This window comes from Kurthia sp. Dielmo, assembly GCF_000307285.2.
In the GTDB taxonomy this organism is placed as follows: Bacteria; Bacillota; Bacilli; order Bacillales_A; family Planococcaceae; genus Kurthia; species Kurthia populi.
The window spans coordinates 873,717-898,362 of sequence record NZ_HE578956.1; the positions used below are offsets into that span (position 1 = coordinate 873,717).

Annotated in this window: 23 protein-coding genes; 17 read left to right on the forward strand and 6 right to left on the reverse strand. The window is 42.9% G+C overall.

Features of this window, described 5'->3' with window-relative positions; genetic code table 11:
* From KTHG_RS04665 to KTHG_RS04695, 7 genes are all read left to right on the forward strand, one after another.
* Positions 1 to 5,129 (forward strand): amino acid adenylation domain-containing protein (locus KTHG_RS04665; protein ID WP_020189773.1); only part of this gene is annotated, 5,129 nt, incomplete at its 5' end.
* On the forward strand, positions 5,122 to 5,310 hold the full coding sequence (locus KTHG_RS04670; RefSeq protein ID WP_020189774.1) for an MbtH family protein: 189 nt from the start codon (positions 5,122 to 5,124) through the stop codon (positions 5,308 to 5,310). The genes KTHG_RS04665 and KTHG_RS04670, both read left to right, overlap by 8 nt.
* A gap of 11 nt (positions 5,311 to 5,321) precedes the next feature.
* The gene (locus KTHG_RS04675) at positions 5,322 to 5,948 is read left to right on the forward strand and encodes a 4'-phosphopantetheinyl transferase family protein (RefSeq protein ID WP_020189775.1); all 627 of its coding nucleotides are present in this window, start codon (positions 5,322 to 5,324) and stop codon (positions 5,946 to 5,948) included.
* Entirely contained in the window at positions 5,929 to 7,230 is a 1,302-nt protein-coding gene (locus tag KTHG_RS04680; protein ID WP_020189776.1) for an MFS transporter, read from the forward strand. Before KTHG_RS04675 ends, KTHG_RS04680 begins: the two co-directional genes overlap by 20 nt.
* Complete coding sequence (locus tag KTHG_RS04685) at positions 7,230 to 7,976, forward strand: 2,3-dihydro-2,3-dihydroxybenzoate dehydrogenase (protein ID WP_020189777.1); 747 nt, start codon at positions 7,230 to 7,232, stop codon at positions 7,974 to 7,976. The genes KTHG_RS04680 and KTHG_RS04685 overlap by 1 nt, the downstream gene beginning before the upstream one ends.
* A gap of 11 nt (positions 7,977 to 7,987) precedes the next feature.
* Positions 7,988 to 9,148: an isochorismate synthase gene (locus KTHG_RS04690; RefSeq protein ID WP_020189778.1), complete on the forward strand. Its 1,161-nt coding sequence runs from the start codon at positions 7,988 to 7,990 to the stop codon at positions 9,146 to 9,148.
* A 2-nt stretch (positions 9,149 to 9,150) separates the two neighbouring features.
* Positions 9,151 to 9,804: an isochorismatase family protein gene (locus KTHG_RS04695; RefSeq protein WP_020189779.1), complete on the forward strand. Its 654-nt coding sequence runs from the start codon at positions 9,151 to 9,153 to the stop codon at positions 9,802 to 9,804.
* Positions 9,805 to 9,916: 112 nt separating this feature from the next.
* Here the strand turns inward: KTHG_RS04695 and KTHG_RS04700 are convergent, their stop codons facing one another.
* The 4 genes from KTHG_RS04700 to KTHG_RS04715 are packed head-to-tail and all read right to left on the reverse strand — an operon-like array spanning position 9,917 to position 13,763.
* Entirely contained in the window at positions 9,917 to 10,990 is a 1,074-nt protein-coding gene (locus KTHG_RS04700; RefSeq protein ID WP_020189780.1) for a sulfate/molybdate ABC transporter ATP-binding protein, read from the reverse strand.
* Between the two features lie 12 nt (positions 10,991 to 11,002).
* Positions 11,003 to 11,863, reverse strand: a complete 861-nt coding sequence (gene cysW, locus KTHG_RS04705; protein ID WP_020189781.1) for a sulfate ABC transporter permease subunit CysW — start codon at positions 11,861 to 11,863, stop codon at positions 11,003 to 11,005.
* 15 nt (positions 11,864 to 11,878) lie between these two features.
* Positions 11,879 to 12,727, reverse strand: a complete 849-nt coding sequence (gene cysT, locus KTHG_RS04710) for a sulfate ABC transporter permease subunit CysT (protein WP_020189782.1) — start codon at positions 12,725 to 12,727, stop codon at positions 11,879 to 11,881.
* A gap of 13 nt (positions 12,728 to 12,740) precedes the next feature.
* Positions 12,741 to 13,763, reverse strand: coding sequence for a sulfate ABC transporter substrate-binding protein (locus KTHG_RS04715; RefSeq protein ID WP_020189783.1), 1,023 nt, complete (start codon positions 13,761 to 13,763; stop codon positions 12,741 to 12,743).
* A 347-nt stretch (positions 13,764 to 14,110) separates the two neighbouring features.
* On the opposite strand from KTHG_RS04715, the gene KTHG_RS04720 reads away from it, so the two are divergent.
* From KTHG_RS04720 to KTHG_RS04740, 5 genes are all read left to right on the forward strand, one after another.
* Positions 14,111 to 14,815, forward strand: a complete 705-nt coding sequence (locus tag KTHG_RS04720; RefSeq protein ID WP_020189784.1) for a phosphoadenylyl-sulfate reductase — start codon at positions 14,111 to 14,113, stop codon at positions 14,813 to 14,815.
* Between the two features lie 36 nt (positions 14,816 to 14,851).
* Positions 14,852 to 15,994, forward strand: a complete 1,143-nt coding sequence (gene sat, locus KTHG_RS04725; protein WP_020189785.1) for a sulfate adenylyltransferase — start codon at positions 14,852 to 14,854, stop codon at positions 15,992 to 15,994.
* On the forward strand, positions 15,994 to 16,578 hold the full coding sequence (cysC, locus tag KTHG_RS04730; protein ID WP_020189786.1) for an adenylyl-sulfate kinase: 585 nt from the start codon (positions 15,994 to 15,996) through the stop codon (positions 16,576 to 16,578). Before sat ends, cysC begins: the two co-directional genes overlap by 1 nt.
* Positions 16,579 to 16,706: 128 nt before the next feature.
* The gene (locus KTHG_RS04735) at positions 16,707 to 17,150 is read left to right on the forward strand and encodes a MarR family winged helix-turn-helix transcriptional regulator (RefSeq protein WP_020189787.1); all 444 of its coding nucleotides are present in this window, start codon (positions 16,707 to 16,709) and stop codon (positions 17,148 to 17,150) included.
* A 299-nt stretch (positions 17,151 to 17,449) separates the two neighbouring features.
* On the forward strand, positions 17,450 to 18,031 hold the full coding sequence (locus KTHG_RS04740; protein WP_020189788.1) for a TetR/AcrR family transcriptional regulator: 582 nt from the start codon (positions 17,450 to 17,452) through the stop codon (positions 18,029 to 18,031).
* Positions 18,032 to 18,077: 46 nt separating this feature from the next.
* On the opposite strand, the gene KTHG_RS04745 is transcribed toward KTHG_RS04740, so the two are convergent.
* Complete coding sequence (locus KTHG_RS04745; protein ID WP_020189789.1) at positions 18,078 to 18,638, reverse strand: TetR/AcrR family transcriptional regulator; 561 nt, start codon at positions 18,636 to 18,638, stop codon at positions 18,078 to 18,080.
* 138 nt (positions 18,639 to 18,776) lie between these two features.
* On the opposite strand from KTHG_RS04745, the gene KTHG_RS04750 reads away from it, so the two are divergent.
* Together KTHG_RS04750 and KTHG_RS04755 are read left to right on the forward strand one after the other, a co-directional pair.
* Entirely contained in the window at positions 18,777 to 19,538 is a 762-nt protein-coding gene (locus KTHG_RS04750; RefSeq protein ID WP_020189790.1) for an SDR family oxidoreductase, read from the forward strand.
* A 117-nt stretch (positions 19,539 to 19,655) separates the two neighbouring features.
* Positions 19,656 to 20,177: a hypothetical protein gene (locus KTHG_RS04755; RefSeq protein ID WP_020189791.1), complete on the forward strand. Its 522-nt coding sequence runs from the start codon at positions 19,656 to 19,658 to the stop codon at positions 20,175 to 20,177.
* Positions 20,178 to 20,331: 154 nt separating this feature from the next.
* Here the strand turns inward: KTHG_RS04755 and KTHG_RS04760 are convergent, their stop codons facing one another.
* On the reverse strand, positions 20,332 to 21,108 hold the full coding sequence (locus KTHG_RS04760) for an exonuclease domain-containing protein (protein WP_020189792.1): 777 nt from the start codon (positions 21,106 to 21,108) through the stop codon (positions 20,332 to 20,334).
* A gap of 139 nt (positions 21,109 to 21,247) precedes the next feature.
* On the opposite strand from KTHG_RS04760, the gene KTHG_RS04765 reads away from it, so the two are divergent.
* From KTHG_RS04765 to KTHG_RS04775, 3 genes are all read left to right on the forward strand, one after another.
* Complete coding sequence (locus tag KTHG_RS04765) at positions 21,248 to 21,757, forward strand: ferritin (protein WP_020189793.1); 510 nt, start codon at positions 21,248 to 21,250, stop codon at positions 21,755 to 21,757.
* 107 nt (positions 21,758 to 21,864) lie between these two features.
* Positions 21,865 to 23,247 (forward strand): YfcC family protein, encoded by a 1,383-nt coding sequence (locus KTHG_RS04770; protein ID WP_020189794.1) that lies wholly within the window; start codon positions 21,865 to 21,867, stop codon positions 23,245 to 23,247.
* 15 nt (positions 23,248 to 23,262) lie between these two features.
* Complete coding sequence (locus tag KTHG_RS04775; RefSeq protein ID WP_020189795.1) at positions 23,263 to 24,417, forward strand: M20 metallopeptidase family protein; 1,155 nt, start codon at positions 23,263 to 23,265, stop codon at positions 24,415 to 24,417.
* Positions 24,418 to 24,646 lie beyond the last annotated feature (229 nt).

A 24,646-nucleotide genomic window follows, 5' to 3' on the forward strand; every position in this document is an offset into this window, starting at 1 on the left:
ATGCAGCCTATCTGATTTATACGTCGGGCTCAACAGGGAAGCCGAAAGGGGTTGTCATTGAACGTCATAATCTTGCGAACTTTATGGTCGGTATGCAAGAACGTTTGCCGATGACCGCACAGGACCGCTTACTTGCGGTGACCACGAATGCTTTTGATATTTCAATGCTTGAATGCTTTTTACCATTAACAGTTGGTGCTGCTGTTGTGCTAAGTGATGCAGCAGATATTCATGACCCACAGCGTCTAGCACAGTTGATTCAAGCACATGACATTACATTTTTACAAGCTACACCAAGCCTATGGAAAACACTTGTACGCTTTGTGCCACAGGCTTTAGCAAATGTGACGGCACTTGTTGGTGGCGAGGCACTACCCGAAGCACTGGCAGCGCGTATGCTTGAGACGACAAAAGCGGTATACAACATGTATGGACCGACTGAAACAACGATTTGGTCGACGATGGCACAGATTACCGATGCTACGGATATTACATTAGGACAGCCCATTGCCCAAACGGCACTTTATATTTTAGATGAGGATTTACAGCCGGTACTTGATGGCAGTGAGGGGCATTTATACATTGCTGGTGAGGGTGTTGGGCGAGGTTATTACAATCGTCCGGCATTGACCGCAGAACGCTTTATTGCCAATCCGTTTACAGAGCAGTATGGTCGCATGTATCAAACAGGGGACTTAGTAAAACGTATAAATGGCAAGCTGTATTATATCGGACGTACAGATTTTCAGGTGAAGGTTCGTGGCTTCCGTATTGAGCTTTCTGAAATTGAAGCGGCACTTGTGAAGCTAGCTGGCGTAGAAGAGGCGCTTGTCATGGCGAAGCAATTTGCCGATGATACGCGTTTAATCGCCTATGTGATCGGTGTGGTAGATGAAAAGATGCTACAGCAAAAATTGGCGGCAACACTACCAGACTATATGGTGCCGGAATATTGGTGCGCGGTTACAGCGTGGCCATTAACAGCGAATGGTAAGATTGACCGCAATGCGCTACCAATGCCGACCGTTGAAGCGGTAGTGGAAGAAGTACTGTATACACCACTTGAAGCGCAAGTGGCAGCCCTTTATAAAGAAGTGCTACAGGTGGCGACGGTATCACGTGATAGTCATTTCTTCCGTTTAGGTGGGCATTCTATTTTAGCGACAACGCTCATGATGCGAATTCGGGAGAAATGGCAAGTCGATTTAACGATTGCGACGATTTTTGAGCATCCGACGGTTTGTGCGCTTGCAGCTATTATTGACCAGGCAGATGGCGAAACGATTTGGCCGGAAATGACCGAGGTCCCAGCACAGCAAACGATAGCGCTAAGTGCAACACAGCGCGGGATGTGGTTTATGCAGCAAACGAATCCATCCGCGACATATAATATTCCACTGCTTGTCGAGGGTGTATCGTATGATTTAGCGCGTGTGAAACAAGCATTAGCAATCGTACAGCAGCAACATCCGATTTTACGCACAACGTATACAGTTATTGATGGTAGGCCAGTACAACAACTAGTAACACAAGCGATTCCAGTAACGTTATCGACAACGATGAAACAAAGGGAAGACATCCATACGATTTTTGATTTAGCACAGCATGTGAGTGCAAAGGTCTTTGCATATGAAGATGCATTATTATTCCTCTTCCATCATATTGCGATTGATGGCTACGGGCTGTCGATTTTCTTAGATGATTTCGCTTATGCTTATGAACAGTTGGCACCGCGTACAGCGCCGATGTCTTACGGGGCTTATGTGGCGTGGCAGGAGCACTTGCTTGCGCGTGATGTTACACAGCAGGGACTTGATTACTGGGGGCAACAGCTTGCGCATGTGCCAGATGAAATTACCCTACCTTATGAAGAAACAACGAGTGATGTGGCAGGGGCGCATGCCTACCATGAGTTATCAGCAACCTTAATGCAAAAGCTACAGCAGCTTGCGCAAACGCAAGGTGTGAGCTTGTATACGGTGCTCCAAACAGGCTTTAGTATGCTGCTAACGAAAATGGGCGCAGGGGATGATGTAACGATTGGCTCGCCAACGAATGGTCGCCCTGTCGAAGCATTGCAGCACATGCTTGGTCTCATGATGAATACCGTTGTGTATCGTTATGAGTGGCGTGATAATCCGAGCTTTGCGGAAGCTTTACAGGCGACCCATCGCATGAACCAGCAGGTATATAAATATGACTTTGTACCATTTGACCAAGTAGTAGAACGTGTCAATCCACGTCGTACAGGGACGAAAAATCCATTATTCCAAGTCATGCTAACGATGCAAAATAATCCAGCGCTGACACTGACATTAGAAGGACAGCAAGCGCATGTACGCCTGATTCAAACAGACACAGCGAAGGTTGAGCTAGCGCTTGAATTTGATTGGCGTGAAGAAGCATTAGCTGTTATCGCAGAATATGATGCGACGAAATTTACAGCACCAATTATCGAGGATTTACTGATGCGCTTTGAGCAAGTACTCGATGCGGTAAGTAGTGATGCACAGCTGACGCTTACCGCATTACCATTATTACTGCCGCATGAACAAACGACATTACTGACACAGGCGGTCACAGAGGCGAAGCATTATGCACCGGCAACGATTGTCGCGCGTTTTGAACAAATGGCCATCACCTATGCAGAACAAGTCGCTGTCACGTATGAAGGACAGACACTAACGTATCGTCAGTTAAATGAACGAGCGAATCAGCTCGCACGTCATTTGCAGGCACAGGGTGTTAAGCCACTTGATTATGTGGCGCTTATTATGGAGCGCGGTCTTGATATGCTTGTTGGACTTGTGGCGGTATTAAAAACAGGTGCGGCGTATGTGCCGATTGATCCGCACTATCCTACAGAGCGCATTCACTATATTTTAGAGAGCGCGAACCCACGCTTCATTGTCGTTGACGAACCGCGTGGCTACGGGGCAGAAATGGTAATGGCGACGTTGCCATTTGAAGCGTATGAAACGGATAATATCGAAGTGGCTATTACACCACAGCACCCAGCCTATGTCATTTATACGTCAGGCTCTACAGGAAAGCCAAAGGGTGTTGTCATTCCACATAATAATGTGATTCGTTTGCTCGATGCGACAGACGATTGGTATCACTTTAGTGCGGCGGATAGTTGGACATTCTTCCATTCGTACGCCTTTGACTTCTCGATTTGGGAAATTTGGGGTGCACTGCTAACGGGTGCGAAGCTTGTTGTCGTGCCATTTGATGTCAGCCGTACTCCATCGGAATTCCATCGTCTATTAATTGATGAGCGTGTGACGGTATTAAATCAAACGCCATCTGCTTTTTATCAATTGATTGAAGCAGATCAAGCGACAGACGAAAAATTACAGCTACGAACCGTTATTTTTGGTGGTGAAGCACTTAGCTTTAGTCGTTTGCGTAAATGGTATGCCAAATATAAAGAGGCGACAACGCTTGTTAATATGTATGGTATTACCGAAACGACGGTCCATGTATCGTATCAAGTATTGAGTGAAGAACTCGTAACGGAGCGCCAAGCAAGTCTAATTGGTGAGGCGATTCCTTACTTAGAAATTTATGTGCTAGATGCCATGCTACAGCCAGTGCCAGCAGGTGTTATTGGTGAGATGTATGTCGCGGGTGATGGGCTTGCGCATGGGTATCTAGGCCGCCCAGCACTGACTGCAGAGCGCTTTATTGCCAATCCATTTAAAGCAGATGGCAGTCGAATGTATCGCACAGGTGACTTAGCGAAATGGACTGCTGATGGCAACTTGGCGTATATTGGCCGCATTGATCATCAGGTGAAAATTCGAGGCTTCCGTATCGAATTGGAAGAAATTGAGCGTGCATTATTAGCCGTAGCGGGTGTACGTGAGGCAGTGGCTGTCGTGAAAAAATACAGTGAGGATGACGCACGAATTTTCGCTTATGTCATTGCAGATGATTGGCAACAAGCAACCGCAACGAAGCAAATTTCAAGTGTATTGCCAAGCTATATGATGCCAAATGCCTTTATTGAAATAACAGAAATGCCGCTGACACCTAATGGCAAGCTTGATACGAAGGCATTGCCAGAGCCGCAGTATGCTTCGACAAATGATGTTCCAACCAACCCAACAGAAGAAGTGATGCTCCAGCTGTTTAGAGATGTGTTAGGGAATCAGCAAATTGGTATTCATGATTCATTCTTTGAAGTTGGCGGGCATTCATTACTGGCGGTGCAATTAATGACTAGTGTGAAGCAAACATTTGATATGGATTTAACGATTGGGCATTTATTTGAGGCACCAACTGTTGCGAAGCTATGCCTTCATATGGAAGACCTTGATGAGAAAAGCTCGTTACAATCTTTATTACCACTGCGTAAAAATGAGGGCAACGACAATCTATTTTGTGTCCATCCAGCAGGTGGCTTAAGCTGGTGCTACGCAGGGCTTATGCAGCATTTACCACAGCAGCAAGCACTGTATGGTTTACAAGCAGTCGGCATTGCGGAAGCAGTTGCCTTACCTAAAACATTAATCGAGATGGCGGCAGGCTATATTACGGAAATGAAACGCGTGCAGCCAGAAGGCCCTTATGAATTGTTAGGCTGGTCACTTGGTGGCAATGTCGTGCAGGAGATGGCCGTACAGCTAGAGGCGAAAGGTGAGCAGGCGCATCTAATCGTATTAGATGCCTATCCGGTGCATCATAAAATGGGGGACCAGACACTTGAAGAGGAAGCAGTTGAAGCGTTACTAGCATTAGGTGGCTTGGACGTTGAACTGATCGAAGGTGAGCCGACGCTTGAAAATGTACTCGCATTATTGAAAAAAGAAGGTAGTGCACTTGCAAGCTTATCAATTGATACCCTACAGCGTTTACTAAAAACGTATATGAACTCGATTACGTTACTGCGTGCCCATGAGCCGCGTCGTAGTCAGGCATCGATGCTCTTTTACCAATCGACCATTTTACCAGAATGGTTTGAAGCGGTTGATCCACGCATTTGGCAGGAATACATTGGCAATATCGATATTTATGAAATTGCGTGTCGTCATAAAGATATGTGTCAGCCAGAACCGATTCGTGAAATTGGCGCGAAAATGGCCGATTATTTTACTAAAAAAGGAATGATTCATCATGTTTAATCCATTTGAACAACCAGAGGCAACGTTTATCGTATTGCAAAATCATGTGAAGCAGTATTCATTATGGCCAGCTTATATCGATATTCCAGCAGGATGGGTACAGCAATTTGGCCCAGCACAAAAAGAACGTTGTGATGCGTATATTGAACAACACTGGCAGAATTTAAGTCCAGTAATTTAGGAGTGTGTGCCATGACAATCGTTTATACGAGCTCCATTTTACAGTGGACTGATTTGGACTTTGAATGGATGAAAAAGGAGCTACCAACAGCGCGTGTCGAAAAGGCAGCGCGCTTTTACCGACAAGAGGATGAGCGGACGTGCATTTTAGCCGGCTATATGATGGAGCATTTAATTGGCTTTTCAGAAATTGCGTACACAGCATACGGTAAGCCGTTTGCGAAGCATGGCACGGTACATTTTAATGTGGCACATAGTAATGGTTTTGTTGTCGTTGCGCTGTCGGAGGAAGAAATCGGTGTTGATTGTGAGTGGCGTGATACCGCGATCATTGAGTCGATTATGCCACTTTTTCATGAGAAGGAGCAGCAGCGTATTTTAGCCGGTAAATGCTCGTTTAGCGCTGTCTGGACTGCGAAGGAAGCGTACGGCAAAATGCTAGGTGTTGGTTTGAATTATGATTTAGCGGCGATGCATATTGAACGAAATCGCCTCTATTTTCATAACGAACGACAGCGTCCACATGTTTATCGGACCGTTTACGACACTTTTACGATTGCAGTTTGCACATACCGAAAACAGCGTCCACAACTTGTAGATTTTAAAGGAAGTGTTTTATATGCAAATGGTTTCTGTTGAAGAAGTCATCGAGAAAAGTCGCGTCTCACGCGTACATCTAACCATTTTAGCATGGACGATGTTTTTAATTTTATTTGACGGCTATGATCTATCAGTATTAGGCGTCGTTATTCCAGTATTACATGAAGAGTGGGGCATTTCTGCTGCGACGCTTGGTATGGTCGCAAGCCTTACCCTTGTTGGAAGCTTAATTGGGGCATTTTTAGCCGGGGTGCTGGCTGATAAATTAGGACGCAAAAAGGTTTTAGTGTACTGTGTTGTGCTATTTAGCGTCTTTACGCTTTGCAATGCATTGGCCACATCGATTCCCTTTTTCGCGATTTGCCGCTTCATCGCCGGTATAGGACTTGGTGGTATTCCCCCTCTTGTTGTCGCATTAACGGCAGAGTACGTACCAAGAAAAATGCGAAATCGCTTTGTCGGCATTATGTTTAGCGGCTATTCGCTAGGCGGTATTTTAGTCGCGCTGCTTGGCATGTATATGATGCCCCATTTTGGCTGGCAGTCATTATTTATTGTCGGTGCATTGCCGCTTATTGTGCTACCGTGGATGATTAAATCCTTACCGGAATCCTTACCATTTCTAGCGCAAAGTGAGCCTGAGAAAATGCGTGCCATCGTTCAAAAAATGAATCCGGATTTCGTCCTTGAAGAAGATGTCCAGTGGCACACCAAGCAACCGCAAAAGAAACAGCCGCTACGCGCATTATTTACGGCGGGTCGTGCACGAATCACCTTATCGTTTTGGGTGATTTGCTTTATGGGATTACTACTCGTATACGGCTTAAGCACATGGCTACCACAGCTCATGCGTGCACAGGGCTATGGCATTACATCAAGTATTAGCTTCCTATGCGCCTTAAATATGGGGGCAATTATCGGCTCAGTTATCGGGGGCTTAGTGGCGGACCACTTCGGCAGTCGTATTGTGCAAACGACACTGTATAGCTTAGGTGCAGTTTGCTTAGTACTACTTATGTGTCATTTTTCGATGCCGGTGCTATACGTATTAGTCGCCATTAGCGGCGCGGCGTCGATTGGTGCACAAAATCTTAATAATGCTTGTAACGCAAGCTATTATGATGCGAGCTGTCGTGGTGCCGCATTAGGTGCTGCACTTTCAGTAGGACGCCTCGGTGCGATTGTTGGTCCCTTGATCGGGGGCTATTTATTAGCAGCGAATGTCGCAAATTATTGGAATTATTTATTGTTTGCGATTCCAGCATGTATCGCAGCAGTGATGTATCTCGTATTACCAAAACAGACGAAGGATGATGAGTAGTGGAACAGCAAGTAGCAGTAGTAGTAGGTGGCGCAAATGGGATTGGTCGTGCAGTTGTCGACCAATTACGCGCACAATATCAACAAATCGCAGTCATTGATTATGATGAAGAAAAATTACAGCAAATACCGGATGTCGAGAAATTCGTGGTCGACATTCGTGACGGCCAAGCAGTGAAGGCTGCCATTGATACAATCGAAGCGACAATCGGACAAATTACCGCACTTGTGCATGTGGCAGGGGTACTCGTTGTTGGCAATCTATGTGATTGTACAGAAGAGCAGTGGGATAAGCTATTTGATGTAAACGTCAAAGGGGTATTTCATGTGACGAAGCATGTCGCAGCTTATATGAAACAGCGTCAGCAAGGGAATATCGTGGTCGTTGGGTCGAACTCAGCCTCTCTACCGCGCTTAGATATTGGCGCATATGGTGCATCAAAGGCAGCAACAATTCGTTATTGCCAGGCACTAGGACTAGAATTAGCTCCTTATGGTATTCGCTGTAATGTTGTGTCACCAGGGTCAACATTTACGAATATGCAAACGTCAATGTGGCAAGATGAATCAGGTGCTGCCAATGTGATTCAAGGGAATTTAGCGCGCTATAAAGTTGGTATTCCGCTACAAAAAATTGCAGAGCCAGAAGATATCGCAAACGTCATTTTATTCTTACTATCATCAAAGGCAAATCATATTACGATGGGCAATGTCGTAGTCGACGGCGGCGCTACATTAGGAGTCTAGGAGGAAATTCGATGATTACAACGTATTCGCTACAGCAACAATTACAAAAGCTTTCAACAAAGCATGTATTTTTTAAAACACCGACAAAAACAATTGTAGGCACAGCTTGCACCGCGGTCAATATACCTACATGTCATTCACTTGCTTCTGTGAATGAACAAATGATGAAGGCACTTCATGCGGCGGACGATGATCAGGCGGTCATTGTCGGTGCCATTCCGTTTGATATTACGAAACAGCCGGCACTACAGCTTGCTTCTCATCCACAAATTGAAGCCAATGAAGCGTATGAAGATGAACGTGCAGCGAAGGCAATGTTTGACGCTACGCGTGTGACATCGTATCCAAGTCGCACAAAATTTGAAGCGATGGTAGATGCATCGGTGAAGCAAATTAAACAAGGTAGTATGACAAAGGTTGTGCTAGCGCGTACGCTTGAAATCGAGGCGCCAAGCGTGCCACATCGTGAGCTACTGCATTATTTAGCAACGCATAATGACAAAGGTTATACGTATTCGATTCCATTAGCAAATAATGAAACATTACTTGGCGCAAGTCCTGAGCTGCTTATTAAACGAGAGGGCAACCGCATTACTGCTAATCCAATCGCTGGCTCTAGAAAGCGTACATATGTGGAAGTGGTAGACGCGGCGAGTGCAGCTGAATTAATGCAATCAGCGAAGGATTTACATGAGCACCGCATCGTCGTTGAAATGGTAAAACAGGCACTAGGGCCGCATGTGAAAAATTTACATGTACCAGCCTCACCAAGTATTTTATATACCGATTCAATGATTCATTTATCAACGGTCGTAACAGCAGAGGTTGGCGAAGAGGCGCTGTCATCTCTTGAACTTGCTAATTTATTACACCCGACACCCGCTGTTTGTGGTCAACCTCGCGAAGCGGCATTTAGCGCCATTCAAAAAATCGAGCCATTTGACCGTGGTTATTTTGCTGGGATCGTCGGCTATATGGATGCAGCAGGGAATGGTGAATGGGTCGTGACGATTCGCTGCGGGAAAATCCATGCAACAGGGCTAACACTTTATGCAGGGGCGGGCATTGTTGAAACATCTGTGCCGGCTGAAGAAGCGTGTGAAACCGGTGCGAAATTCCAAACAATGCTCAATGCAATGCCTGAAGAGGTAACAACGAAGGGAGAGTTTTAATCATGTCAATTCCAAAAATTCAATCGTATCCAATGCCAAAGGTGGAGGAAGTAAATGAAAAAATCAACTGGAAAGTAGATGCAAAACGTAGCGTACTTCTTGTGCATGATATGCAAAATTACTTTTTAAGCTATTATGATCAAACACAGGCGCCAATCCCTGAGCTGATTGCCAATATTCAGCGCATTAAAGAGCTATGCGCTACATTAGAAATTCCAGTTGTCTATACAGCACAGCCAGGGGACCAGCATGCAGAGGACCGTGCTTTACTAACCGATTTCTGGGGTGACGGTCTACGTGAGGACGATACGATTACCGCGATTACACCCGCGCTTGCGCCAACACAAAAAGATACGGTTATGACGAAATGGCGCTATAGTGCATTTAAGAAAAGTAATTTAGAAGAGCTCATGAAGGATGTGTGGGAGCGCGATCAATTAATGATTTGTGGTATTTACGCGCATATCGGCTGTCTTTTAACGGCTGCGGAGGCCTTTATGTACGATATTCAGCCATTTTATATTACCGATGCTGTAGCGGATTTCTCAGAAGAAGATCATCTGATGGGCATTCGTTATGCACGTGAAAAATGTGCCGCAACACTTCAAACTCGTCAGCTTATTGCACAACTTGAAGCACAATTAGCGCATGTATAATTAGTAAAAGTAGTAACCATCCTTCTTCAAACGAAGAAGGATGGTTTTTTTATTGCTGCTCCCCCGTACCAAAAAACGGTCAACGCGTAATGCGCTGACCGTTTTTTGCTGCTTAAATTGAAAAATCTTCTGGAATAAATACTTTTAACTGACGAGGGCGAATGTAGACCTGTTCGCCGCGTTTTAATTCAAGTGCACGGAATTGTTCTTTCGGTAGCTCCGCTTCTAAATATTCATCGATATCATCACGATGTAATTCAATTTGCACGATTGGCCCGATAGCATGAATATAAATAATATTCGCCTGTACGGCATCGTCAAATGTTTTCGTGCGCTCAATATGAATATCATGTGGGCGAACATAGCCAATTGCCTCAGCTTCGGATGTCGTCTCCGCCTCGGGGACATCCACTGAGAAGTTGCCATTTACAAGTTGGCCATTTTGCATACGTCCTTTAAATAAATTGACATTGCCTAAGAAATCGTAGACAAATGGGCTATTTGGATGGTCATATACTTCCTCAGGTGGACCGACTTGTTCGATATGGCCTTTATTCATAACAACAATTCTGTCTGCTACATCAAGCGCCTCTTCTTGGTCATGTGTCACAAAAATACTCGTTACATGGAATTCATTATGCATCTTGCGTAACCAGCGGCGTAAATCCTTACGTACTTTAGCATCAAGCGCGCCGAATGGTTCATCAAGTAATAATACTTTTGGCTCGACGGCTAATGCGCGAGCGAGTGCTACACGCTGACGCTGCCCACCAGATAATTGATTTGGGTAACGATCAGCGAAATTTTCAAGCTTGACGAGTGATAGTAACGTCATGACTTTATCGCGAATTTCCTTTTTAGATGGACGTGTTTTACGCGGGCGTACTTTTAAGCCATAGGCCACATTATCAAACACCGTCATATGACGGAATAACGCATAATGCTGGAACACAAAGCCAATATTTCGTTCTTTCGCATGGATGTTTGTAATGTTTTCACCATCGAATAAAATAGCGCCTTCGTCTAATTGCTCAAGACCTGCAATAATGCGTAGTAATGATGTTTTTCCTGAGCCGGACGGGCCAAGTAGCGCGATTAATTCTCCGGATTCAATATCGATTGAGACATTGTCAACGGCTGTGAAATCGCCGAATTGTTTTTTGACATTTTGAATCGTAATACTCATGTAAGTTCCCCCTTAGCGATGTGCCGTTTTCCATTCGATGATGTTTTTAATAATGATCGTTAAAATCGCCAGTAGCGACATTAACGATGCAACCGCAAAGGCTGCAGTAAATTGATATTCATTGTAAAGTACTTCAATATGTAGTGGCATCGTATTTGTTAAGCCACGTACATGACCGGATACGACCGATACCGCACCGAATTCGCCCATGACGCGGGCATTACATAAAATAACACCGTATAAAAGCCCCCATTTAATATTGGGCAGTGTGACATGCCAAAAGGTTTGGAAGCCGTTTGCGCCAAGTGATACACTCGCTTCTTCTTCTTGCGTGCCTTGTGCTTGCATAAGTGGAATAAGCTCGCGAGCTACAAATGGTACCGTCACAAAGAGGGAGGCTAGTAAAATCCCTGGTAGCGCAAAGACAATCGGGAAGTCGTGATTTAAAAACCATTCGCCAAATAGGCCCTGTGCACCGAATACTAAAATAAAAACAAGACCGGCGATAACCGGCGATACGGCAAATGGTAAATCGATAATTGTAATAAGCAGGTTCCGTCCCTTGAAGTTAAACTTCGTAATACACCAAGCGGCGATAATACCAAAAAGCGTATTCAGTGGTACCGCAATAACCGCTACTAATAACGTTAATTGGATGGCGCTAAGTGCATCCGATTCTGTAATCGAGGCGACGTAAACATCGAGCCCTTTGCGTAATGCCGAAATAAAAATAACTGCTAGCGGCATAACGAGAAAAATAAATAAAAACAATAGTGAAAGCGTCGTAAGCGCAATGCGAACGATACGCGGTTCTTTAAGTGATGTCGGGTCGGCTTTAACCGATTGTTTGGATGAATCCAGTGAAATAACCATTGGTGCTTCAACTCCTTACACAGTATATTTACGGCTAACGAGCCATTGAATCGTATTCATGACTAGTAAAATAACGAATGATGCGACAAGCATGACAACGGCGATTGCTGTGGCGCCTGCATAATCATATTGTTCAAGCTTCGTCATAATCATCAGCGGGGTAATCTCGGTTTTCATTGGCATATTACCGGCAATGAAAACGACCGAGCCGTATTCACCAAGTGCGCGCGAGAAGGCGAGTGTAAAGCCTGTTAAGATCGCTGGAATAAGCTCCGGAAAAATGACCTTTGTAAAGGTTTGTAGGCGATTGGCGCCAAGTGACGCGCTTGCTTCTTCCGATTCAGCTCCTACATTTTCAAGCACTGGCTGGACAGTACGCACAACAAATGGAAGTCCAATGAATGTTAGTGCTACGATAATGCCCAGTGGTGTAAAGGCGACCTGAAACGGTAGAAATTGACCAATCCAGCCATTTGGTGCATATAAAGCGGTTAAGGCGATACCGGCAACGGCTGTTGGCAGAGCGAATGGTAAATCGACAAGGCCATCAATCAATTTCTTACCGAAGAAGTCATAGCGCACAAGCACCCACGCAATCATCGTGCCGAAAATAACATTGATCATGGCGGCAATGAGGGCGGTGCCAAATGTTACTTTATACGAGGCAACGACGCGGGGGTCTGTAATGACGGCCCAGAAATCGGCCCATGATAACTGCATCGTATTCCAAACGAGTGTTGATAATGGTAGTAAAACTAAAATACTAATGTACAGTACGGTATAACCAAGTGTTAATTTGAAGCCGGGTAATACCGTTATTTTCTTACGCTTTGTTGGCGTCGTAGTATGCTGTGATAGCGTCATGTAAAGTCACCTCTTAATTCGTCGTATAAATTTTATCGAATGTGCCACCGTCGCTAAAATGCTCGGCCTGCGCCTTGTTCCAGTCACCGAAGTCACGAATTGTTAGCATATCGATTTTAGGAAATTGCTTCTGATAGTCTTTTAAAATTTCTTTATCGCGCGGACGATAATAGTTTTCCGCTGCGATTTTTTGACCTTCTTTTGTATAAAGGAAGTCTAAATACGCCTCTGCAACTTTTTCAGTCCCTTTATGTTTGGCGTTTTTGTCGACAACCGCAACAGGAGGTTCCGCTAAAATACTCATTGACGGTGTAACGATTTCATAGTTATCATGACCAAGCTCATCTAATGATAGGTACGCTTCGTTTTCCCATGAAATTAATACATCACCAATGCCACGTTCCGTAAAGGTTGTCGTCGAGGCACGTGCACCTGAATCAAGCACCTGTACATTGCCATATAATTGTTTCATAAAATTCTCAATTTTCAGTTTATCATTATCGTATTTCTTCGCTGCATATCCCCATGCTGCTAAGTAATTCCAGCGCGCGCCTCCTGAAGTTTTTGGATTTGGTGTAATAACAGAGACATCCGATTTCACTAAATCATCCCAGTCTTGAATGTTTTTCGGGTTGCCTTTGCGTACGAGAAAAACGATTGTTGATGTATAAGGCGAAGAATGATCGGCGTATTCATTGGCCCAGCCCTTATCGATTAAATGACGATTTTTGGCAACTTCATCAATATCATAGGCGAGTGCGAGTGTGACAACATCCGCAGGTAAGCCATCGATAACGGCTCGTCCTTGTTTGCCAGAACCACCATGGGATTGTTGGATTTTCACATTTTGTCCTGTTTCTTTTTTCCATTCTTTTGCAAACGCCGTATTAATATCTTCGTAAAGCTCACGTGTCGGGTCATAGGAAACATTTAATAGGTTGACCGTTTCAGCGTTTCCTTTACTATCGCTCGATGAACATCCACTGAGTAATAGTGATAACGAAAGCGCTGCTACGGTAACGGCACGTTTTTTCATCTCATTCACATCCTCTAAATATGTATAAATGACAAAAGGCTACAAAGACGCAGTAGGACGTAGAAATACGTCGGTTGCGCCTTTGTAGCCTTCAGTCGTCTGATCAGCTCATGTACAAATGCTTTACTATACTTTAAGAGTTTATTTCCGATAAGTCAACTATGAATTAAAAACTTTTTTCTTAAATACAAGTTGACAACTCGGAAATGAATGGTTTATACTTTGAAACAATTCATCATGATGAACCGAATAGATACGCTGACCAGACAACTGGAGGCACTGCCAACGTCCATAATATATTTATGCGGCGATGCGGTGTCTTTTTTTATTAAATAGAGGTGAACGATATGTTAACGTTTAATACAATTCAAGATGCGACACTGCCTGATTTTGAAGTCGATGAGGTGTACAAGGGCGCATTAAATACGTTGAAATGGGCATACGACGAATATGGTGATGATATCGTCTATGGCTGCAGTTTCGGTATCGAGGGGATTGTACTGATCGATTTAATTTCGAAGGTCAAACCCGATGCAAAAATCGTCTTTTTAGATACGAATGTTCATTTTAAAGAAACGTATGACACAATTAATAAAGTAAAAGAGAAATATCCAGCACTGCAAATTGACATGAAACAACCGAAGCTAACGCTTGAACAACAAGCGGAAGAGTATGGTGAAAACTTATGGGAGACTGACCCGAATCAGTGCTGCCAGCTGCGTAAGCTCGATTCATTGCATGAAGTATTATCGGCTTCTACAGCATGGATTTCAGGCCTGCGACGTGAGCAAGGCGGTGCGCGTGCGAAAACAAACTTCATTAATGAAGATAAAAAATTCGAATCGATTAAAGTTTGCCCACTAATTCACTGGACGTGGAAGGATGTTTGGCGCTATGTGTCAAAATATGATCTTCCGTACAATGTCCTACATGATCAAGGATACCCAAGTATTGGCTGTGAGAAATGTACAAAACCAGCTTGGACTGCAGAGGATTTACGTGCCGGTAGATGGCAAGGACAAGGAAAAACAGAGTGTGGCTTGCACGGTTAATTATTTGATAATTCAGAAATAGGGAGAGAAAAAAACATGACAATTTCAGCACATGGCGGCACATTAGTGAACCGCTTCAACCCACAATATGATACATCGGCTTTAACAAAGGTCATTACAATCGATGAAATCGCACAAAGTGATTTAGAGTTAATCGGTATTGGTGGCTATAGCCCAATTACTGGCTTCTTTAATGAAGAAGATTATACGAGTGTTGTTGAAAAGATGCGTTTAGCAGATGGTACGGTTTGGTCGATTCCAATCGCATTACCTGTAGCAGAAGCGGAATTAAAAGACTTAACAATTGGTGATGAAGCAAAATTAGTACGTGACGGTGATGTATACGGTACGATTACGATTTCATCTATTTATACACCAGATAAACAAAAAGAAGCAGTGAATGTTTACCGTACAGACGATGAAGCACACCCAGGTGTTAAACAAATGCTAAATCGTCCGGATACATATGTTGGTGGTGAGATTGTATTAATTAAACACCAAGAACCAGAATTTGAGGCCTATACATTTACACCAGAAGAAACACGTGCGGCATTTGCAGCAAAAGGCTGGTCAACAGTTGTAGGCTTCCAAACACGTAACCCCGTTCATCGTGCGCATGAATACATTCAAAAGGCGGCACTTGAAACAATTGATGGATTATTCTTAAACCCATTAGTAGGGAAAACAAAATCAGATGATATTCCAGCGGATGTGCGTATGGAAAGCTATGAAGTATTATTGAAAAATTACTACCCTGAAAATCGCGTGCACTTAGGAATTTTCCCGGCAGCCATGCGCTATGCAGGACCACGTGAAGCAATTTTCCATGCATTAGTACGTAAAAACTATGGCTGTACACATTTTATCGTTGGACGAGATCATGCAGGTGTAGGTGATTACTACGGCACATACGATGCACAAGAAATCTTCAATGAATTCTCACCGGAAGAATTAGGAATTCAACCACTTAAATTTGAGCATAGCTTCTACTGCAACGCTTGTAGCGGTATGGCGACAACAAAAACATGCCCACACGGTAAGGAGGACCATATTATTCTTTCAGGTACAAAAGTGCGTGAAATGCTACGTTCAGGTCAAGTACCGCCAAAAGAATTCAGCCGTAAAGAGGTTGTTGAAATTTTAATCAAAGGTATGAAACAAGTAGAGGTGAATGCATAATGGTAGAAAATATTGTCTGGCATCAAGCCTCTGTAACAAAGCAAGAACGTGAACAACAATCTGGTCAAAAAAGCGTTATCGTTTGGTTTACAGGTCTTTCAGCATCTGGTAAATCAACTTTGGCCAATGCTTTCAACCGCGCATTATTTGAACGTAATAAACAAGCCTACGTGCTAGATGGAGATAATATTCGCCATGGCCTAAACAACGATCTTGGCTTTGATGAGGATAGTCGTAAGGAAAACATTCGTCGTATCGGAGAGGTCGCAAAATTATTCGTTGATAGCGGTCAAATTGTTTTAACAGCGTTTATTTCACCTTACCGTGCAGATCGTCAAATCGTCCGTGAATTAGTGGAAGAGGACGAATTTATTGAAGCGTATGTAAAAGCCTCTGTCGAAGCGTGCTCAGAGCGGGATCCAAAAGGCTTATATGAAAAAGCAAAACGTGGTGAAATTCCGAACTTCACAGGTGTCTCAGCACCCTATGAAGAGCCAGAAAATGCGGAAATTATCTTAGATACAGAACGTTATTCAATTGAAGAATGCGTTGAACAATTATTAGCAAAATTAAACATTGCTTAATCCTGAAAGAAGCCTTGCGAAAGCGGGCTTTTTTTATTTGTGAGGCAAGGACATTGACTTTTGGTAGTGAATTTGATAAAATATCTTTAAATTAAGATATATATTTCAAAGATACAGGGGGACTTACAATGTCAGAAGTAGCATTAAAGTCATTAACAGTCTTACTACGTTCATCACAATCAATTGAAGAAGTGCTTCGTAAGGATATGCAAAAATACGGCTTAAATATGACGGAATTTGCGGTACTTGAGCTTTTATATCATAAGGGCGATCAACCGATTCAAAAAATTGGTGAGAAGATTTTGATTACGAGTGGTAGTATCACATATGTAGTGGATAAATTAGAGAAAAAAGGTTTTGCACAGCGCCTTGCCTGTCCGAGCGATCGTCGTGTAACATTTGCCTCGATTACGGAAAAAGGTCAAATATTTATGGATGATATTTTCCCGCAACACGAGAAAAAAGTAGCTGAGATTTTCTCTGTATTAGATGATACACAACAACAGCAATTTATTGAAATGGCAAAATTAGTTGGGCTTCATGCGAAAAATAGCTTACACGTAAAAGCTTAAAAGCAGTTGATTATCGCCCAAATAAAAAGCAGAAATTCGCAGTAATATGCAATTTCTGCTTTTTTATACGGAGTTTAATGTAATTTTTTACTATTTTTTATTTATCTATTAACATAGATATAAAAAAATAAAATAAAAAGATAAGAGAATTTTTTTAATGTGTGAAATAGGTAACGTTAGTTAAGGAAATTTATAAATTTAAATAAAAAACTAGGATTATTTAAATAGAAATAGTAAAAAATAAATATTTAAATCCGATAGTAACGATAAGAACTTATTATTTTAGAAGGAGGGGCAGGATGAAAAATAGTGCAGTCCTACACACTTCGACAAAAGAAGTGATTCAGCACGCTTTATTAGAGCTGTTAAAAGAGAAAGATTTTGCAAAAATTTCTGTGGCAGAAATTGCAAAAAAAGCTGATATTAATCGTGGCACTTTTTATTTGCATTATAAGGATAAAGATGAGTTATTTGAGGCTGTGCAATCCGCTATTTTAATGGACTTAGAACAATATGTATTACGTACAAAAATTGAATTTTCACTCGAATCACCAAAGCGATATGAGCTTTTGCAATATACGGGTAACCTTTTTACATATATTGAACAGCACATGACAGTATTTCAAACGTTGTTGTTGAATCCAAGTAGTATTTCATTTAGTAATAAGTTGAGTCATTTAATTAAACAATGGTTTATTTATGGAGAATGCCCACACCCGTGGATTTCTTTGCGTGAAAATATTCCAAATAATTATTTGGCGACAATGGCTGCGACTTCACTTGTCTCCTGTTTAGTTGAATGGCTAGCATGCGAAACGCGTGAAACACCTGATAAAATAGCTTCCTTCTATGTAGAAATAGCGACTGCGAATCGAAATTAAAAAAACCGGCTACTTTACAAGATGTGCAATGTAAAGTAGCCGGTTTTTACGTATTTAAGAGCATGATTTTTTTGAGCTGTGTATTGAGATGCGCTACATCGTCTTTAAAATCATTAAAAATCCATGTACGAGCCATGCCTAAAATCGCACCGGCTTGATAGCCAGCCAATAACACAAGGTCAATCGTTTGATCGGTATCTTTCCGATAGAATAAATCGGTGTAAAATAGTTCATGCAGTTTGTCATAAATGCACTTTTGAAGATGTGCGTTCGCATCGTATTTATAAATGCTTGCATAGAAGGAGCGGTATTTTGAAATATGGTCAAAAAATGAAATCGTTGAGGCATCGAGTGTCTGTGTGCTAAGCTGCGGATTTTTTTCATACGGCTCAAAATATGCATCGAGTAAATCATCGATAATAGCTTCCATGACCTCTTCGTAGAGCGCCTCTTTTTTATTGTAATGTAAATAAAATGTGCCACGATTCAGACCTGCTGTATGACAGATTTGTGTGATAGACAGCTGGTCGAGCGGATGCTTTTCAAGCAGTGACAGCATCGCTGTATGGAATGCATGCGTTGTTTTTTCTGTGCGGGAACTCGACACATGATGACCTCCTTTTAAGATAATGAACAAAAGAGCCTTGTTTTGTTCATTTGGAAAATGCGGGATTTTTGCAAACGGTTTCGCGCCATTATTATAATAATAAATGAACAAATGTTGATTCGTAAAGGAGAGGTTTACATGAGTCGTTTAGAAAATAAAGTCGCAATCGTTACAGGTGCCGCATCAGGCATGGGGAAAGCAATCGCCGAATTATATGCCAAAGAGGGCGCAAAAGTTGTTGTCTCCGATTTGAATTTAGATGGTGCTAAGGCGGTAGCTGCTGCAATCGAAGCAGAGGGTGGCCAAGCGTTTGCGATTCAAACAAATGTAGCGGACGGCGAAGCATTACAACAAATGTATGACCAAACCGTTGAAACGTATGGTCAAGTAGATATCGTTGTAAATAACGCCGGTATTATGGATGGCATGGAGCCAGTGGATGAAGTGGAGGATGAGCGCTGGGATTTAATTATGGCCATTAATACAACAGCTGTTATGAAATCAATGCGTATTGCATCGAAACTATTTTTAGCACAAGGTCACGGTGTTATCGTCAATAATATTTCAGCCGGTGGTCTTCACGGTGCGCGTGCTGGTGCCGCCTATACAGCATCAAAACATGCGGTCGTTGGCTTAACGAAAAACACAGCGTATATGTATGCGGATAAAAATATTCGTTGTAATGGCATCGCACCAGGTGGCGTTAAAACAAATATTGGGGCCTCGATGCGCAATATTTCGCAAGCAGGTATGGCGCGTCAACAAACAGGTCAAGCGACAATGCCACGTGTTGGGGAACCAGAAGAAATTGCACAACTTGCATTATTTTTAGCTTCTGATGAAGCAAGTTTTGTGACAGGTCAAGTAATCGAAGCGGATGCGGGCTGGGGAGCTTACTAGGCTTTAGCGTAAGAGTGGGTAGCGCATATCGTGCCACCCACTTTTTTTGTACATTGTTTTTAGATGCAATTACTCACAACTTTCTCTTATACTTAAAGAGATATAAGGAGTGTTTGCATGAAAAAATGGATAGTAGTAACGACTGCGCTGACAGTGATGTTGTCAGGCTGTACGACAAATAAGGTCACTGAGCCCGTCGAAGTGCATAAAGGCTTAACAGGTGTCACAATTTTAATGGAGCCTGATTATATGGGGACAGTAGATGAGGCACTAGCAAAAGACATCGAGACAACGGATACCCATGTTACATATAAACTGTCACACGCAAATTATCGCGAGGCAATGGCGGCAATTGAATCGCAAGTACAGCAAAACTTAACATCGATTCAACTGCAATATCCTGCCTTTACCGAGATTTTAGTGAATCGTTCGCATACGATTGTCGATGTGAAGGTTGATTTTTCGCAGTATGATGAGGGGTTAGAGACCGCATTATTAGCTGTGGCCTCATCGCTTATGTATTACCAAGTATATGATGGGCATTCGCAAGAGGATTTTGATGCGGTCATGAATATTTATGATGCCGCTACAAATGAGTTAATCGAAACGTATGATTTGCCGGAAGATTTATATAAGTAACCGATGCGCATCATAAAGAGGCTGGGACATATGTATAAAAACAACCGCTCCTATGAGCATAAGAAAAACCGGAATCGCGCTGTAGTACGGTTCCGGTTTTTCGTTGCGAACGCTAAAAAAGGAACATGACGTGTTTTGTCCCAGCCTCTTTATTTTATAGAAAATCTTTAAATTGTTGTTCTGTGATAATGCGAAGTGTTTGTCCCTGTGCGATTAATTGCTTAGCACGTCGCCATTTTGTGCTTTCTTGACCGGTGCGCTCATGTCGTTCAAGGCTGCTCGCGCTAATAACGAGTAGCGTCGTATGCTTTGTTATCGTATTGCTAAACATTGCCCCTTGTTGTCGAATCAAGCGTGCGGCAGTTGAACGCGTCATACCTTCTAAGCCGCCTGTGAAAACAATCGTTTCCCCTACAAGTGACTGTACGGAACTTACTGCGCTCGGTGCAGTCAGCACTAGATCTGTCTCAGTCCACTGCATCGCACAAAGAATCGTTGCAAGCATTTCTCCCTCTGTTGGCGCGAGTGTTGGTGCTACTTGGAGCGCGATATGCGGCAGTGAAGGGGTAATATGTGGCCACTCGGTTTTCGCACGTTGCAATAAGCTTAAAAAGTTCACATTTGGTACGAGCTTGCCCTGTGCGGCATACACGTCACGTAGCACTTGCTCCTCGTAAGGTGCATAGTAGGCGACTACTGTTTCATTTGTCAGCCACTGTGTTAAAATGGGCTCAAATGCTTTAAATGTCGGCGCTTGTTTGACATCCTCCGCGCGAATACCATGCAGGCTCGTGAAAAAAGGATCGAATTCTTCGGCGTAAATATACGTGTCGAGTGTATCGATTATTTGGCCTTGCTGGATTTTTGCTAAGCTAATATGGCACACACTATCTGGCCATTGATTGGCGGTGTGTATTGCTAACGTAATCATAAAAATCTCCTTTAATTTCACCATGTACTTTTAGTATAGCAGAAGCTAGAACATGAAAAATCTATTTATTTGAAAACCTGCATGATTTCAAACAAATGGGGTATAATGGGAACAGAAACATAGAAGAGGAGGCATTTCAATGTTATCAGAAAAATTACATCAAGCATTAAATGACCAATTAAATTTTGAATTTTATTCAGCACATGCGTACCTTGCAATGGCCGCATATTGCACAGATGAAAACTACGACGGTTTTGCAAACTTCTACTTAATCCAAGCAGAAGAAGAGCGCTTCCACGCAATGAAGTTTTATAACTTCTTAAGCGATATGGGCTACCGCGTAACAATCCAACCATTCCCAGAAGTGAAAAATGATTTTACATCATTACTTGATACATTTAAAACAGCATTAAAACATGAAAAAGAAGTAACAAAACGTATTTATGAACTATCAGATATTGCCTTAGACGAGCGCGAGCATGCGACAATGGCATTCTTAAAATGGTTTATCGACGAACAAGTAGAAGAAGAAGCAACATTCGACAACTTGATCGCGAAATTAGAACGTATCCGCAAAGATTCAAATGCGGTTATCATGCTAGATGATGAGCTTGCAAAACGCTCATTTGACGCATCTGCAGAAGCATAAGAATGAATCGGAGAGGCTAGACGAGGACACCGTCTAGCCTCTTCTTTTTTTATCGATTTAATTGGTAAAATATAGGGTATATATACAATTAAAGAGAGGATGAGGCGATGAAAAAACAAAAAAGCACGTTGAACCCATTTGTGTTAATGGTGGCGATTATTTTTATTATGGCTGCTTTAACGTACATAATGCCTGCAGGGGAATATGAGCGCATCGAAGAAAATGGTCGTACGCTCGTCAACCCGGAGAGTTACCAAACGGTTGATAAGCATCCAACCGATGCACTGGGCCTTATTTCGAGCTTTCATTTAGGGCTTGTAAAAGGCGCAGAAATTATTTTATTTGTATTTTTATTTGGTGGAGCACTTGGCATGATGAAAAAATCAGGCGCGATTGATGCTTTTATCCATAAGGTAGCATCAAAGTTTGGAAAGCGCGAAATGATTTTAGTGCCACTGCTTGTTCTCGTCTTTGCGATTTTAGGGTCATTAATTGGCGCGGCAGAGGATGCTCTTGTGTATATTGCCATTGTCGTTCCACTGATGATTACGCTTCGAATGGATGCGTTGACGGGCTTTGCGACCGTCATGCTTGGTGTCATGGCGACAGGTTTTGCATCGGGTATTACAAATCCATTTAATACCGCAATTGCGCAAACGATTGCTGAACTACCAATGTATTCAGGGATGTGGCTACGCATTATTACGTTTATTGTTTTCTATGTCATTACAGTAGGCTATATTGTGTGGCATGCGCGAAAAGTGAAGAAAAATCCGGAACTCGGGGAGTACGGTAAGTTCGGGCGTGAGGAACATTTTGAAGTGGATTTGGCTTATAAAATGAATCCGCGCCACTTGATTGCGTTACTCATTTTATTAGCGAATTTTATGTTATTAATATACGGCGTGATGAAGTATCAATGGTATATTAGCGTCATTGGCGGGCTATTTTTAGTGACAGCGATTATGATGTGCGCGATTTGTTCGGTGAAAGTGTCAGATATGGGGGATAGCTTTGTAGACGGGGCGAAAGATATGGTCAGTGGGGCGCTTATTATCGGTTTCGCGCAGGCCATTCTCGTTATTTCAGAAGATGCACGTATTATTGATCCGATTCTTCATTTTATCGTTGGCCTAATCGGTAATTTACCTGCGTCGATTAATGCAGTAGGGATGCTCTTTATTCAAATGGTCATGAATTTCCTCGTACCATCAGGTAGTGGACAAGCAGCGTTAACGATGCCCATTATGGCACCACTAGCAGATATGATTGGTGTGACGAGACAAACGTCGGTGCTGGCCTTCCAGTTAGGGGATGGTATTTCGAATATGATTTTCCCGACGAGTGGTGTACTGATGGCGGGACTTGCGATTGCGGGTATTCCGTATACAAAATGGCTGAAATGGATTTGGCCGTACTGCATCATGATGACGATTGCGTCGATTATTTTATTATTAATTGCACAATGGACAAATTATGGTCCGTTTTAAAGGAGCGTTTACAGCATGAAGGATTTACAAAAACAACTCATTATTTGGCGACGTCATTTACATCAATACCCGGAGCTGTCGTATCATGAAGTTGAAACGGCTGCCTATGTAGAGAAACAGTTACAAACAATGCCGAATTTACACCTTTCAAAACTTACAGAAACGAGTGTACTAGCCGTACTAAAAGGCACTAAGCCAGGAAAAACAATTGCGCTTCGTGCAGATATGGATGCGCTACCGATTCAAGAAGAAACGGATTTACCGTTTCAATCAAAACATGCTGGTGTCATGCATTCCTGTGGCCATGATGCGCATACGGCGATGCTACTCGGCGCCGCACGTGAACTTAGTGCCCGTGGAACGGATTTTGCGGGTGAAATTCGTTTTATATTTCAGCACGGCGAGGAGGTTGCACCAGGTGGCGCGGTTGATTTAGTCGCAAAAGGCATTATGAATGATGTCGATTATATTTTCGCGCTCCATGTCCATCCAGATTATGAAACGGGGCAAATTGCACTTCGCTCAGGTAAAATGAATGCGGCAGGGGATGATTTTCAAATTACGGTACGTGGGAAAGGTGGTCATGCATCCGAGCCATATAAAGCCACTGATCCGCTTATTATCGGTACAGAAATTGTAGCGGCCTTACAGACAATTGTATCGCGTAAAATGCCCACATTCGATACACCGGTATTGTCTGTGACAATGTTTCACTGTGGTAGTGCACCGAATATTATTGATGACCAAGCGAAAATCGGCGGTACCATTCGCTCGCATAATGAACGCGTACGTGTGGCGTCGCGCGAGCAATTAGAGAAAATCGTCCATAATGTGTGCCTGATGCACGGTGCAACCGCAAGTGTTGACTGGGATTTAGGCTGTTCGGCTGTCATTAATGATGAGGAAGCAACGGCGTACGCTGAGCAGGCGGCCATTGCGGTCGTCGGTGAAATGCGTACTGTGCCAATACCAGAGCCGTTATTTATTGCCGAGGATTTTTCAGCTTATACAGAGGTTGTCCCTGGCGCCATGCAATTATTAGGCGTGTATAATAAGGCACTTGGCGACCCGTATCCACTCCACCATGCGAAGTTTCGACTAGACGAGCGCGCATTAATTAATGGCAGTCGTTATTTTATACAGCTAGCAGAGGATTTATGCCCGACCTAACGATAGGAGAATGGAACAAAACACGTCCTGTTGCTTTTTTAGGGTTCGTAACGAAAAACCGGAAACGCGCCTAGTGCGATTCCGGTTTTTCTTATGCTCATAGGAGCGGTTATTTTTACACGCATGTCCCCGTCTCTTTTTTTGAAAAAATAACGAAAAAATATTGACGCTAATAATATGCTGTGATAATATAATAGTCGTAAACAACATACGGTATGCGGAAGTAGTT